Origin of the sequence: Streptococcus sp. 'group B', from assembly GCF_002073795.1 — a bacterium.
GTDB classification, from domain to species: domain Bacteria; phylum Bacillota; class Bacilli; order Lactobacillales; family Streptococcaceae; genus Streptococcus; species Streptococcus agalactiae.
The window spans coordinates 1028213-1042902 of sequence record NZ_CP020432.1; the positions used below are offsets into that span (position 1 = coordinate 1028213).

Here is a 14690-nt window from a genome sequence, read left to right on the forward strand (position 1 = left end):
CTGCGAGTCATGGATAATCAGAAAAAGATGCTACTCAATGGGGTAAAACTAAAAATAAATGAGAATGACAAGTTCATTGAATGAAGGTGGTACCGCGGTTTTCGCCCTTCGTAATGGACTTGTCTTTTGCTATTTGTCAACTTTCGAGGAGGAAGAGATATGGCTACTTTTCAAATTAAAGAAAAAATGTTTTCTCTAGGCGGTAAATTTACTATTACAGACCTGACTGGGCTTCCCTGTTATCACGTTGAAGGAAGTTTGTTCCCTCTACCTAAGACTTTTAAAGTCTTTGACGAAGAGGAACATCTCATTAGTCAGATTGAGAAGAAGGTTTTAAGTTTTTTACCAAAGTTTAATGTGACATTAGCCAATGGGAATCATTTCACGATTAAGAAAGATTTCTCATTTTTGAAACCTCATTACACCATTGAAGACCTTGATATGGAAGTTAAGGGAAATTTTTGGGATATGGATTTCCAACTCTTAAAAGACAATCAAGTTATAGCAAACATATCTCAACAGTGGTTTCGTATGACTTCAACTTATCAGGTAGAAGTTTACAGTGAAACTTACAACGATTTGACAATTTCGCTTGTCATAGCGATCGACTATGTCAAAGAGTTAGAAAAAAATGCATCAAACTAATTTTAGGAGAGAATAATGAAAGAATTATCGTCTGCACAAATCCGCCAAATGTGGTTGGATTTCTGGAAATCCAAAGGACATTCCGTTGAGCCTTCAGCTAACTTGGTTCCTGTTAATGACCCAACGCTTCTTTGGATCAACTCAGGTGTTGCAACCTTGAAAAAATATTTTGATGGTTCAGTGATTCCAGAAAATCCACGTATTACCAATGCACAAAAATCAATTCGTACTAATGATATTGAAAATGTTGGTAAAACAGCACGTCACCATACTATGTTTGAAATGCTTGGTAACTTCTCAATTGGAGACTATTTCCGTGATGAAGCTATTGAGTGGGGATTTGAACTCTTGACAAGTCCTGAATGGTTTGACTTCCCTAAAGACAAGCTCTACATGACTTATTACCCAGATGACAAGGATTCATATAACCGTTGGATTGCTTGTGGCGTTGAACCAAGTCACTTGGTGCCAATCGAGGATAACTTCTGGGAAATCGGTGCTGGTCCTTCAGGTCCAGATACTGAGATTTTCTTCGACCGTGGTGAAGATTTTGATCCAGAAAATATTGGACTTCGTCTTTTGGCTGAAGATATCGAAAACGATCGTTACATCGAAATCTGGAACATTGTTCTCTCACAATTCAATGCTGACCCAGCCGTACCACGTTCAGAATACAAAGAATTGCCAAACAAAAACATTGATACGGGTGCGGGTCTTGAACGTCTTGCAGCTGTTATGCAAGGGGCAAAAACAAACTTTGAAACTGACCTTTTCATGCCTATCATCCGTGAAGTAGAGAAATTGTCAGGTAAAACTTACGATCCAGATGGCGACAACATGAGCTTCAAGGTTATCGCTGATCACATCCGTGCGCTTTCATTTGCCATCGGTGATGGTGCGCTTCCTGGAAATGAAGGTCGTGGTTATGTTCTTCGTCGTCTTCTCCGTCGTGCGGTTATGCACGGTCGCCGTCTTGGCATCAACGAAACTTTCCTTTACAAATTGGTTCCGACTGTTGGACAAATCATGGAAAGCTACTATCCAGAAGTGCTTGAAAAACGTGATTTTATTGAGAAAATCGTTAAACGTGAGGAAGAAACATTTGCTCGTACTATCGATGCTGGTAGCGGTCACTTAGATTCATTGCTTGCGCAGCTTAAGGCTGAAGGTAAAGACACACTTGAAGGTAAAGATATCTTCAAACTTTATGATACTTATGGATTCCCAGTTGAATTGACAGAGGAATTGGCAGAAGATGCAGGCTATAAGATTGACCACGAAGGCTTTAAGTCAGCCATGAAAGAACAACAAGACCGTGCGCGTGCAGCTGTTGTTAAGGGTGGTTCGATGGGGATGCAAAATGAAACCCTAGCTGGTATTGTTGAAGAATCACGATTCGAATACGACACATATAGTCTTGAATCAAGTCTTTCAGTTATCATTGCTGATAATGAACGTACTGAGGCTGTTTCAGAAGGTCAAGCCCTTCTTGTCTTTGCTCAAACACCATTCTATGCTGAAATGGGTGGACAGGTTGCTGACACAGGTAGAATCAAAAATGATAAGGGTGACACAGTTGCTGAGGTTGTTGATGTTCAAAAAGCACCAAATGGTCAACCTCTACACACTGTAAACGTTTTGGCATCACTTTCAGTTGGAACAAACTACACACTTGAAATCAACAAAGAGCGTCGTTTGGCTGTTGAGAAAAACCACACAGCAACTCACTTGCTCCATGCAGCCCTTCACAATGTTATCGGTGAACACGCAACTCAGGCTGGTTCATTGAACGAAGAAGAATTCTTGCGCTTTGATTTTACTCACTTTGAAGCAGTAAGCAATGAGGAACTTCGTCACATTGAACAAGAAGTTAATGAGCAAATTTGGAACGCTCTTACAATCACAACGACTGAAACTGACGTTGAAACCGCAAAAGAGATGGGAGCAATGGCACTTTTTGGTGAGAAATATGGTAAAGTGGTTCGTGTGGTTCAAATTGGTAATTATTCTGTTGAACTTTGCGGTGGAACTCACTTAAATAATTCTTCAGAAATCGGTCTCTTCAAGATTGTCAAAGAAGAAGGTATTGGTTCAGGCACTCGTCGTATTATTGCAGTTACTGGTAGACAAGCTTTTGAAGCTTATCGTAACCAAGAGGATGCACTAAAAGAGATCGCTGCTACTGTAAAAGCTCCGCAATTGAAAGATGCAACAGCTAAAGTACGAGCTCTTAGCGATTCACTTCGTGATCTTCAAAAAGAAAATGTAGAGCTTAAAGAAAAAGCAGCAGCAGCAGCAGCTGGTGATGTCTTTAAAGATATTCAAGAAGCTAAGGGCGTGCGCTTCATTGCTAGTCAAGTTGATGTTGCAGACGCAGGTGCACTTCGTACATTTGCTGATAACTGGAAACAAAAAGACTACTCTGATGTGCTTGTTCTCGTAGCAGCTATTGGTGAGAAGGTTAATGTCCTTGTTGCAAGCAAAACTAAAGATGTCCACGCTGGTAACATGATCAAAGGATTGGCACCAATTGTAGCAGGTCGTGGTGGTGGTAAACCAGACATGGCTATGGCAGGTGGTAGCGATGCAAGTAAAATTGCAGAGCTGCTAGCAGCAGTTGCAGAAAATTTATAAGAAGTACCTCTCATTTAGTTAGTAAATAAAACAGGCAAAGGGCAGAACATCGTTCTGTTCCTTTGTGTATATAGGAGAAATATGGTTGGTTTAGGAACAGTTATCAATGTTATTCTTATTATAGTTGGAGGCTTTGTAGGTTTATTTTTGAAAAATTTTTTGAAAGAATCACTTCAAAAGAGCCTCATGCAAGCCATGGGAGTCGCAGTTTTATTTATTTCAATATCAGGTGTTTTGGAGAAAATGATGTTAGTCGAAAAGTCACATCTCATCTCTAATCATACAAATATGATGATTATTACTCTTGCTCTAGGTACGGTACTTGGAGAGTTGCTATCACTAGATTCGTATATTGATAGATTTGGGGACTATCTTAAGCAAAAAACAGGAAGTGGTAACGATATTAAATTTGTGGAAGCATTCGTCACCTCAACTTGTACTGTTTGTATTGGAGCAATGGCCGTTGTTGGTAGCATTCAAGATGGTATAGCAGCAGATCATTCGATTTTATTTGCTAAGGGAATGTTAGACATGATTATTATTGCAATTATGACAGTGTCTTTAGGGAAAGGGGCTCTATTTTCTGCACTTCCTGTCGCTTTACTACAAGGTAGCCTTACGATTGTTGCTTTTTTCATGGGGAGCCTACTTAATCCATCATCTTTAGATTACCTTAACTTAGTAGGAAATATGCTTATATTCTGTGTCGGTGTTAATTTACTCTTTAACCTAAATATTAAAGTTATCAATATGTTGCCAGCAATTATTTTAGCTATATTATGGGGAAGTTTTATATAAAAGATAACCAAGTTTTAACTCAAACTTGGTTTTTCTTTAGACATATGTTAGGATGAAAGAAGATATACTACGGAGAGGATCCAACTCATGAATCTATTATTTTCTATTGATGATATGTACGTAGATCATTTTAAAGTGATGCTTTATTCGCTTGTCCGACAAACCAAGAATCGTAAGTTAGAGATATATGTCTTACAAAAAACATTACTCAAACGTCATACAGAACTTATTCAATATACTCAAAATTTAGAAGTTGGCTATCATCCAATAATTGTAGGTACCGAAGTATTTGCTCAGGCACCTACAACTGATCGCTATCCAGATACAATATATTATCGACTTTTGGCTCATAAATTTTTACCTGAGACCTTAGATAGGATACTTTATTTAGATGCAGATATGCTTTGCTTAAATGATTTCTCAAGTTTATATGACATGGAGTTAGGTGATCAACTATATGCAGCGGCAAGTCATAATACTGATGGTAAGTTTCTAGATTATGTCAATAAATTACGGTTAAAAAATGTAGAGCTAGAATCCTCTTATTTCAATACAGGGGTACTCTTGATGAACTTGCCTGCTATACGAAAAGTTGTTCATCAACAAACTATCTTAGATTACATAATGCAAAACCGTGGTCGTCTAATCTTACCAGATCAGGATATCTTAAATGGCTTATACGCTAATTTGGTTAAACCAATACCTGATGAAATTTATAATTATGATGCTAGGTATAGTCTTATTTATCAATTAAAAAGTCGCAATGAATGGGATTTAGAGTGGGTTATTAACCATACTGTTTTTTTACATTTTGCAGGACGAGATAAACCATGGAAAAAAGATTATAGAGGACGTTACTCGGGCCTTTATAAGTTTATGGCTAAAGAGGCTTTAACTAAAAATTGAAGATTTAAAAGGTTACTAAATTATTTCTATTTAGTAACTTTTTTTGGGGTGATATTTTAATGATATCAATAATCTTTGCTAATAATTATTTATAAAAAAGAAAAATAATATCAAAGGAGGAGCGTGTTAAAATCACTTAATCATTGAACAATCAAATTAATCATTGTTTCAAAAGCATAATGGTTTTAGGAGTTACTCAAATGAAAAAGGAATTTATTATTACAGGTCGGATGGTTGCAAGAGTTATGGAAACCCTAGTTTGCTTATGTATGGTAAGTAATCTTGTTCTTGATATGCTTGATATAATAGAAATAAATGAAATTGTATTTTGTGTGTTGGTAGCATCAATTGCAGGGCTTGAGTTTTGTTTGCAAAAAGAAAGGGAGTAGATAGATGGAATTTTTGGCTTAATGGCTTTTTATGGTCATGACGTATATTGGTGTACCTAAAGAGCAAAAGGCACTCAGTCGTAGGGGTAAACAATTAGAAAAAATAAATCAGGGAGGAAAAACACTTATGTCACAAATGATTCAAGATTTAGTAGGAAGCACATGTATGATTTATTTAGAGGATGGTTTTCAAACGCATCCTTATGAGATTTTAAAGGTAGATGAGGATTGGGTACAGATTCGTCGCAACTTGAAACGAAGTAAAGAGGAGGTACGTATTCTCCGTATTCATGATATCAAGGAATTGCGTCCAGTCAATAAATAGAGTGAGGAATAAATCTATATATCATTTTATAAAGGAGAAAAATGATGGGATTAATTTTAAAAAACAGGCTCAAAGAATTGCGTGCACGAGATGGTATCAATCAAACAGAACTCGCCAAATTAACGGGAGTCTCAAGACAAACAATTAGCCTAATTGAACGCGGAGAATATACGCCATCTGTTATTATTGCTATGAAGATTTCTCAAGTATTTAAAGAATCCCTAGAGAATGTTTTTAGTTTAGTGTCAACGGAGGAATAACGATGAAAAATTTTATAAAACAAAGTGATACTACATTTGTTCGAATTATCAAAAGTCTTTTAATTGGTGGTTTTATAGGGGCCATACTTGGTTCCGTAGGAGCTCTTTTTAACATATTTGGTCAAGATAAGTACTTATCTGAAATTAATATTGTTCAATATTTCCTATGGGTTAGTCGTATTGTTGTAATTATAACAGCTCTCTTTAGTCTCATCTACCTCTATCAGATTCAAAAATATCAGAAAGTTTTTTTCAATGTTGATGAAAGTCAATCTGAAGAAATTTATCGCCAGATTAATTTAAGACATTCTTATGGGATGACTTTTGTGTCAATTTCAATAGTACTCAGTATATTTAATACTTTATTTAACTATAAACTAAATATTTTTGATGATTCAGTTACTTTAGTTATTCCAATATATGATTTATCACTGTTATTTGTTTTATTGGGTTTACATATATATTTTTTAAAGGTATATCGGAATATCCGAGGTATAAAAATGACAGTCGCTCCAACTTTAAAAGAGTTGAAAAACAATGTCTTACAATTGGACGAAGCAGAGTTGGAATCAAATTATAAGATGTGTTTTGATATTGTCATGAATTTAAGTGGTTTTATTTTCCCTACGATCTATTTTGTATTATTCTTTATCTCATTTGTTTTTCAAAAAGTGGAGATTGTAGCAATTATTATAACAACATCTATTCATATCTACATTCTCATTAAGTCTTTAAAAGCAGCACGTCATTTTTATAGATAGTAGTAGCTAGATTTTTTATCAAAAAACTTATATTAGTGTAAAATAAAAGGATTGATTCTCTGAAAATCAGTCCTTTTATTTTTTCTATTTCTTAGGTAAAAAGAAGCTAGGGTAGCTGATAACTAAAATAATAATACTAATGACTACAAAAAATAGAGTTAACAAACCAGCAGTACCATTGACGCTTAATGAGTATAATGTAGCAGACATACCTTTTGGTGCATAACTAGCCCAAAAAATAACACCAGCGATATAATGCCAAACATAACGAACAAATGTTGCTAATATTGCTCCAGATAATGCTAATGATAAAGCTTTAGTTTTAGAGCTGCTGCTAAGTGCATCTTTAAATTTAGCAGAAAATACGCCTGCAAGTCCCATACTTATAAATGCTAAGATGTATTCTATAAAAACTTGGGATAAACTAAGGTAATATACTTTGGAAAGAACAAAGTGCAATAAGCCCCAAATTAAGCCAGCAAATAGACCGTATTTTGTACCACGACGTAATGCAAAAAGTATCAGAGGAATTGCTCCAAAAGAGGGAGTGAACCATGACGCAAAATCAGGAATCATTGATAAAGCCATAGCAAGCGCTGCAAAAATAGCAGTTTCAATAAGACAGGTAGTGTTGTTATTTTTTGACATAAAAAATCTCCTTTTTTATACAGCAAAGGAGATTCTTTTGTCATTTGTCATGTTTAACCAATTCAAACCACAATTCCTACGCTCGTCCTAACGAGATCAGGTTAGAGGATTTTGCATATCTGCAATCTCAGCTCAAGGCACTCCCTTGTGTATTTACTCTAACATTCTATCTTGAAAGGGTTTGCTTGTCAAGAAATTTGTATTTAACTAGAAAAAGACACTAAATCAGTGTCTTTTTCTTATAATCCATAGTTATAGTCATCATCATGCATAGCTTCAACGCTACCAAGTAGGTAACCATTACCTACTTGAGAGAAGAAGTCATGGTTTGATGTTCCTGTTGAAATACCATTCATAACAATTGGGTTGACATCATTTGCTGTATCTGGGAATAAAGGATCTTGTCCTAAATTCATAAGAGCTTTATTAGCATTGTAGCGTAAAAAGGTCATAACTTCTTCAGTCCATCCTACGCCATCATAAAGTGTCTTGGTGTATTTTTCTTCGTTTTCATACAGCTGATAAAGGAGGTCATACATCCAATCACGAAAATTCTCTTGCTCATCTTCTGGTAATTCGTTAAAACCAAGCTGGAATTTGTAACCGATATAAGTACCATGTACAGATTCATCACGAATAATTAATTTAATGATTTCAGCAACATTTGCTAACTTATTATTTCCCAAATAGTAAAGAGGTGTGAAAAAGCCAGAATAAAAAAGGAAAGTTTCGAGGTAGGTGGAAGCCACCTTTTTTTGAAGGGCATTTCCATTAGCATAAATGTCATTGATAATACGTGCTTTTTCTTGAAGGAACTCATTATTATTAGTCCACTCGAAAATTTCTTCAATTTCTGATTTAGTATTTAAAGTTGAGAAAATTGAAGAATAAGATTTAGCGTGAACAGATTCCATGAATTGAATATTGTTTAAGACAGCTTCTTCGTGAGGCGTGCGAACATCGGCACGAATAGCTTCAACACCAGTTTCTGATTGCATGGTATCAAGTAGGGTTAAGCCTCCAAAAACCTTGCCAACAAGATCTTTTTCTTGAGCGGAAAGTTTGCGCCAATCGTCTAAGTCATTTGATAAAGGGATACGTGTATCGAGCCAAAATTGTTCGGTTAGTTTTTCCCAAGTTGATTTATCAATAACATCTTCAATTTCGTTCCAGTTTATAGCTTCGTAGTAAGTTGTCATGGTTTTCTCCAATGGTAAATAGGTTTTTATATAATGATGATGGAAGAAGAGTAGAATATAGAATTCTGATCTAGCAATATTTCAAGTATTATCGATTTTTAGAAAAATAAAGATGAAAATACCTTAGAAAATAAGATAACATCATGAAACTGAGATAGTTTATCTCAGTCTAGTTTCTGATGTTTTAAGTAGAGTTTCTTCGTTAGATGACACAACTTTCGCATTGATTAGCTCCGACTTCGCTACTATCATCTGTAAAAGTACGGATATAGTAGATTGATTTCACACCTTTGTTGAAAGCATAGTTACGTAGGATTGAAAGGTCGCGAGTAGTCTGCTTACTTTCTGTTTTCCACTCGTACAACTCCTTTGGTAATTCGCTTCGTAAAAAGAGTGTCATTGAGAGACCTTGGTCTACGTGCTCAGTTGCTGCGGCATAGACGTCTATTACTTTACGCATATCCATATCATAGGCAGAAGTGTAATAAGGGATAGTATCTGTAGCTAAGCCATTAGCTGGATAATAAATTTTCCCGATTTTTTTCTCTTGACGCTCTTCAATACGTTGTGTAATAGGGTGGATAGATGCTGAACAATCGTTGATATACGAAATAGAACCATTCGGAGCAACTGCAAGCCGATTTTGATGATATAGTCCGTCTTTCATAACTGCGTATCTAAGGTTTTCCCAATCTTTAGCTTCGGGGATAAAATGATTAGTAAATAGGGATTTTACTTTGTCAGATTGTGGAACAAATTTTCCAGATACATATTTATCAAAGTATGTACCGTCAGCGTATTTTGATTTTTCAAAACCTACAAATGTTGTTTGACGTTCGCGGGCAATATTGTTTGATTCTACTAAGGTCCAGTAGTTCATTAGCATGAAATAAATATCAGTAAATTCAATTGATTCTGGACTACCATATTCGATATGATTTTTTGCCAAATAGGAGTGGAGTCCCATTGCTCCAAGTCCAAATGTATGTGCTTGAGCATTTCCGTTCTTAATAGTTGGAACAGCTTCAATATTTGATGAGTCAGTAACGAAAGTTAGAGCACGAGTCATTGTTTTAATTGATTTTCCAAAATCAGGAGATGTCATCATATTTAAAACATTAGTTGAGCCAAGGTTACAAGAAATATCAGTTCCCATTTCAAGGTATTCTTGAGCATCATTGATAAGACTTGGTTTTTGTACTTGCAAAATCTCAGAGCAAAGATTTGACATAATAATTTTTCCGTCAACAGGATTAGTACGATTAGCAGTGTCAATATTGATGATGTAAGGATAACCAGATTCTTGTTGAAGTTTAGAAATCTCTGTTTCTAAATCACGAGCATTGATTTTTGTTTTAGTGATATTAGGGTTAGCGACTAATTCATCATATTTTTCGGTAATATCAATATAGCTGAAAGGAACACCATATTCACGTTCGATACTATAAGGACTAAACAAGTACATTTCTTGATTGTTACGTGCTAGTTCATAGAATTTATCGGGTACAGTAATCCCTAATGACAATGTTTTAACACGTACTTTTTCATCAGCATTTTCTTTTTTAGTTGATAGGAATGAAATAATATCTGGATGGAAAACGTCAAGGTAAACAACTCCAGCACCTTGGCGTTGTCCAAGTTGGTTGGAGTAAGAAAAACTGTCTTCAAATAATTTCATGACTGGAACGACTCCAGAAGCAGCACCAGCAAAACCTTTGATAGGAGCTCCAGCCTCACGAAGGTTACTAAGTGATATTCCAACCCCACCACCAATACGAGATAATTGAAGAGCTGAATTAATCGAACGACCAATAGCATTCATATCATCAGTTACTTGGATTAAGAAACATGAGACTAATTCTCCGCGACGACTTCGACCAGCATTTAAAAAACTTGGTGTTGCAGGTTGATAGCGTTGTGAAATCATTTCTAGAGCTAAGTCAGTTGCTAGTTCTTCATCACCGTCTGCAAAATAAAGAGCGTTAAAGAGAACGCGATCTTCAATACTTTCTAAATAGTATTCTCCATCATTTGTTTTTAATGCATACTGCTGATAAAACTTATAGGCTGCCATGAAGGATTTAAAACGAAACTTTTTATCGAAGAGTTTGGTAGATAATTCTTCAATAAATTCAGGACGATATTTATTGAGGAAAGCTTCTTCAAGATAATCATACTTAAGGAGGTAAGCAATTTTATCAGTGATTGAGTCAAAAGCTTTTGAATTAGGCTGTACGTTTTCTTTGAAAAAAGCAGTTAAGGCTTCTTTATCTTTATGGAGTGGGATTTGTCCATTAACAGGACGGTTAATTTCATTATTTAGGCGAAAGTAAGATACATCGCCAATATTTTTTAAACTCATTGAATTTATCCTCTTAACTTAACAATACAAAATGGGAATAAAGCAATTAATTGCTTTATTCCCAGACTCTAATTTGCTTAAACAAGTTCTTTTAGTTTGCTTGGTTGGAAACCTGAAAAAACAACATTACCAGCTTCAATCACTGGAGCCGCAGAAAAGCCGAGATTTTTCACATATTCAATTTTTTCTGGTTTTTCATCAATATTAATTTCTTCAAAATCAGCGCCGTGCTGGTCAAGAAATTTCTTAGTCATTTTACATTGCATACAGTTGTTTTTCGAAAAAACAGTAATAGCTGCCATGTTGTCCTCCTAATTTTTTTTCATGGTAATAGCATATAAAAAAAGAATGGAAAAAGCAAGTGTTTTATTTCTAACAAAACACAATATATAGTGTCTTAAAATAAAATGAGACACTATATTTCGTTTTTAGGGTTAGTTTAAAAGCTTTCAGCCTGTTTTCCAATTCCTTTCAGAAGAACATAAAAAAATCATTTTTAGAATTCTATTTTTAAATTCTAAGACTCTCATTTTTAATATGAAAAGCTGTGGAAAACATTCAAGTTTTTTTCTGTTTGAGACATTTAATCTTGAAAAATAAAAAGCAATATGTTATACTTTTAACTTGTAAGGGTTACCAATAGGTGACTCAAATATTTACAAATGACAAAAGGAGAACCATAATATGGCTTCAAAAGATTTCCACATTGTTGCAGAAACAGGTATTCACGCACGTCCAGCTACTTTGCTTGTCCAAACAGCTAGCAAATTTGCTTCAGACATCACGCTTGATTACAAAGGTAAAGCAGTAAACCTTAAATCAATCATGGGTGTTATGAGTCTTGGTGTTGGTCAAGGTGCTGATGTTACTATTTCAGCAGAAGGTGCAGATGCAGATGATGCAATTGCAGCTATCGAAGAAACAATGACAAAAGAAGGATTGGCATAAGAAAATGACAGAAATGCTTAAAGGAATCGCAGCCTCTGATGGTGTTGCAGTTGCTAAAGCATATCTACTTGTCCAACCGGATTTGTCATTTGAGACTGTAACAGTCGAAGATACAAACGCAGAAGAAGCTCGCCTTGATGTTGCACTCCAAGCTTCACAAGACGAGCTTTCTGTTATCCGTGAGAAGGCAGTAGAAAGCTTAGGCGAAGAAGCCGCAGCTGTATTTGATGCTCATTTAATGGTTCTTTCTGACCCAGAAATGATTAATCAAATTAAAGAGACTATTCGTGCAAAACAAGTAAATGCAGAAACAGGTCTTAAAGAAGTGACTGATATGTTCATCACTATCTTTGAAGGTATGGAAGATAACCCATACATGCAAGAACGTGCAGCAGATATCCGTGATGTTGCCAAACGTGTCTTAGCACATCTTTTGGGTGTTAAATTACCAAACCCGGCAACTATCAATGAAGAATCAATCGTTATTGCACACGATTTGACACCTTCTGATACAGCTCAATTAAATAAACAATTTGTTAAAGCTTTTGTAACAAATATTGGAGGGCGTACAAGTCACTCAGCTATTATGGCACGTACACTCGAAATCGCAGCTGTTCTTGGTACAAATGATATTACTGAACGTGTTCAAGATGGTCAGTTGATTGCTGTTAATGGTATTACTGGTGAAGTTATCATTGAACCAACTGAAGCTCAAATTTCAGCCTTCAAGGCAGCAGGTGAAGCTTATGCCAAGCAAAAAGCTGAATGGGCACTTCTTAAGGATGCACAAACAGTTACTGCTGATGGTAAACATTTTGAATTAGCTGCTAATATCGGTACACCTAAAGATGTTGAGGGTGTTAACGAAAATGGAGCAGAAGCAGTTGGTCTTTACCGTACAGAGTTCTTATATATGGATTCACAAGATTTCCCAACAGAAGATGAGCAATATGAAGCATATAAAGCAGTTCTTGAGGGTATGAATGGTAAACCAGTTGTTGTTCGTACAATGGATATCGGTGGAGATAAAGAGCTTCCTTACTTTGATCTTCCAAAAGAGATGAACCCATTCTTAGGATTCCGTGCATTGCGTATTTCAATTTCTGAAACTGGTGATGCAATGTTCCGCACACAAATCCGAGCACTTCTTCGTGCTTCAGTTCATGGACAGCTACGCATCATGTTCCCAATGGTTGCTTTGCTTAAAGAATTCCGTGCTGCTAAAGCTATATTTGAAGAAGAGAAAGCGAACTTGTTAGCTGACGGTGTAGCAGTAGCTGAAGGCATTGAAGTTGGTATTATGATTGAAATCCCAGCGGCAGCTATGCTTGCAGACCAATTTGCAAAAGAAGTTGATTTCTTCTCAATTGGTACTAATGATCTTATCCAATACACAATGGCTGCGGACCGTATGAATGAGCAAGTTTCATACCTCTATCAACCATACAATCCATCAATCCTTCGTTTGATTAACAACGTTATCAAAGCTGCTCATGCTGAAGGTAAATGGGCAGGTATGTGTGGTGAGATGGCCGGTGATCAAACTGCGGTTCCACTTCTTGTTGGTATGGGATTGGATGAATTCTCAATGTCAGCAACCTCAGTACTTCGTACACGTAGCTTAATGAAAAAATTGGACACAGCTAAAATGGAAGAATACGCTAATCGTGCTCTTTCAGAGTGTTCAACTATGGAAGAAGTTATCGAACTTCAAAAAGAATACGTTGACTTTGACTGAGAATAATAAAAAAGTAGGGATTAAAAGGAGTGTTCAGTAAGGGATTAAAAGAAAACCAACTGAAAGCCTTTAAGCGGGAACATAAGAAATAAAACGACCATACAAGAGTAGAGATACTCTGTGTGGCCGTTTTCTTATACTCAGATACCGAAATAGTATTTGAGATTTTTAGAACAAACCTTGTATTTGAGCTTGTATTAACACTGCAGTAACGCTGGCACCTGTATTAATTAAAAAGTCTTTTAGTCCAACCAATGCTGATTTTAAAATATGCGGTTTCTTCTCTTCTTCAATTTTTAATTTGATGTCAGCTAATAATTCTGTTGCGGTTTCTATATCCTCTTTTGATAAATCAGATTCACTAATACTTTTTTCAACGGCATCAACTACATCCTTAACTTTATCATAGGAAAATGTAACTGTATTCTCACTTCCAGACACTATCTGTACATTATCGGATGGCGAATTGATCACACTTGTATTCCCGTAATAATTATTCACGGTTTGCGGCATGTTCACTGCGGATTCTTTTTCAGTCTCAGAGAAAACCATATTTTCCCCTACAATACCTTCCGATTCTAATTTCAATGTCCATTCTAAAATAGTATTTTTGACTTTTTCTTCAATGTCTTTAACTGCAGTTGTAGGTACATGTAATGCATAATCCATTGGAAGTAGCGAATCAGCCATTTTATCAAACAATGCAAGTTGTTCGCCTGAAAAATCTAAAGTTAATACATTTCCTGAGGACTGACATAAAGAAATGATTTCAGAAATTGAATTTACTAACTTTCTTTCACAAATCTTTTTTTCGTATTCATTATCCTGTATTGAGGTTGGAATCCAACCGCGATAAGGATTGAAAGTTTTTAAACTTCCACGAACCTTTCTATACTCAGGGCAAGATTCTGGGTCAGGATAACCATTTAATTCGTGTTGAATCCATTGATCAAAATCAGCAAGCTTTAATTTTGATGCAATCAAATGTGCTTTGCGTAATATATTAACAACATCGCAATTTGATGACACAATTTCATTCTGTAATTCTAAAACAATACTTCCCATGTTATTCACCAT

The 14690-nt window shown here is 35.7% G+C and carries 15 protein-coding genes and 1 riboswitch; of the genes, 10 read left to right on the top strand and 5 right to left on the bottom strand.

The features are described 5' to 3' along the window. The first annotated feature begins 159 nt into the window (after positions 1–159). The 8 genes from A6J68_RS05645 (at position 160) to A6J68_RS05680 (ending at position 6718) form a co-directional block, all read left to right on the top strand. A complete protein-coding gene (locus A6J68_RS05645) occupies positions 160–645 on the top strand; it encodes an LURP-one-related/scramblase family protein (protein WP_000190192.1) in 486 nt (161 codons plus the stop codon). Between the two features lie 15 nt (positions 646–660). After that, positions 661–3279: an alanine--tRNA ligase gene (alaS, locus tag A6J68_RS05650; RefSeq protein WP_105253166.1), complete on the top strand. Its 2619-nt coding sequence runs from the start codon at positions 661–663 to the stop codon at positions 3277–3279. Positions 3280–3360: 81 nt separating this feature from the next. Continuing rightward, on the top strand, positions 3361–4077 hold the full coding sequence (locus tag A6J68_RS05655; protein ID WP_000232927.1) for a DUF554 domain-containing protein: 717 nt from the start codon (positions 3361–3363) through the stop codon (positions 4075–4077). Positions 4078–4164: 87 nt separating this feature from the next. After that, positions 4165–4983, top strand: coding sequence for a glycosyltransferase family 8 protein (locus tag A6J68_RS05660; protein WP_001050371.1), 819 nt, complete (start codon positions 4165–4167; stop codon positions 4981–4983). A gap of 200 nt (positions 4984–5183) precedes the next feature. Further along, positions 5184–5372 carry a hypothetical protein gene (locus tag A6J68_RS05665; protein WP_000711348.1) on the top strand — a complete coding sequence of 63 codons (189 nt, stop codon included), beginning with the start codon at positions 5184–5186 and terminating at the stop codon, positions 5370–5372. 31 nt (positions 5373–5403) lie between these two features. Further along, the gene (locus tag A6J68_RS05670; protein ID WP_000245555.1) at positions 5404–5697 is read left to right on the top strand and encodes a hypothetical protein; all 294 of its coding nucleotides are present in this window, start codon (positions 5404–5406) and stop codon (positions 5695–5697) included. Positions 5698–5741: 44 nt separating this feature from the next. Then, a complete protein-coding gene (locus tag A6J68_RS05675) occupies positions 5742–5957 on the top strand; it encodes a helix-turn-helix transcriptional regulator (protein ID WP_000522958.1) in 216 nt (71 codons plus the stop codon). Positions 5958–5959: 2 nt separating this feature from the next. Beyond that, complete coding sequence (locus A6J68_RS05680) at positions 5960–6718, top strand: DUF3169 family protein (protein WP_000787658.1); 759 nt, start codon at positions 5960–5962, stop codon at positions 6716–6718. Between the two features lie 84 nt (positions 6719–6802). On the opposite strand, the gene thiT is transcribed toward A6J68_RS05680, so the two are convergent. The 4 genes from thiT to A6J68_RS05700 form a co-directional block, all read right to left on the bottom strand. Then, positions 6803–7366, bottom strand: a complete 564-nt coding sequence (gene thiT, locus A6J68_RS05685; RefSeq protein ID WP_000042136.1) for an energy-coupled thiamine transporter ThiT — start codon at positions 7364–7366, stop codon at positions 6803–6805. Between the two features lie 56 nt (positions 7367–7422). Then, a riboswitch (TPP riboswitch) is annotated at positions 7423–7521 on the bottom strand. Positions 7522–7605: 84 nt separating this feature from the next. Then, positions 7606–8565, bottom strand: a complete 960-nt coding sequence (gene nrdF / locus A6J68_RS05690; RefSeq protein ID WP_000214845.1) for a class 1b ribonucleoside-diphosphate reductase subunit beta — start codon at positions 8563–8565, stop codon at positions 7606–7608. Positions 8566–8767: 202 nt separating this feature from the next. Then, the gene (gene nrdE, locus A6J68_RS05695) at positions 8768–10927 is read right to left on the bottom strand and encodes a class 1b ribonucleoside-diphosphate reductase subunit alpha (protein WP_000053864.1); all 2160 of its coding nucleotides are present in this window, start codon (positions 10925–10927) and stop codon (positions 8768–8770) included. A 77-nt stretch (positions 10928–11004) separates the two neighbouring features. After that, positions 11005–11229 (bottom strand): redoxin NrdH, encoded by a 225-nt coding sequence (locus A6J68_RS05700; protein ID WP_000719060.1) that lies wholly within the window; start codon positions 11227–11229, stop codon positions 11005–11007. Positions 11230–11611: 382 nt separating this feature from the next. On the opposite strand from A6J68_RS05700, the gene A6J68_RS05705 reads away from it, so the two are divergent. After that, complete coding sequence (locus A6J68_RS05705) at positions 11612–11875, top strand: phosphocarrier protein HPr (RefSeq protein WP_000146945.1); 264 nt, start codon at positions 11612–11614, stop codon at positions 11873–11875. Positions 11876–11879: 4 nt separating this feature from the next. Next, a complete protein-coding gene (gene ptsP, locus A6J68_RS05710; protein WP_000138153.1) occupies positions 11880–13613 on the top strand; it encodes a phosphoenolpyruvate--protein phosphotransferase in 1734 nt (577 codons plus the stop codon). A gap of 168 nt (positions 13614–13781) precedes the next feature. On the opposite strand, the gene A6J68_RS05715 is transcribed toward ptsP, so the two are convergent. Next, a complete protein-coding gene (locus A6J68_RS05715) occupies positions 13782–14678 on the bottom strand; it encodes a hypothetical protein (protein WP_004122116.1) in 897 nt (298 codons plus the stop codon). Positions 14679–14690 lie beyond the last annotated feature (12 nt).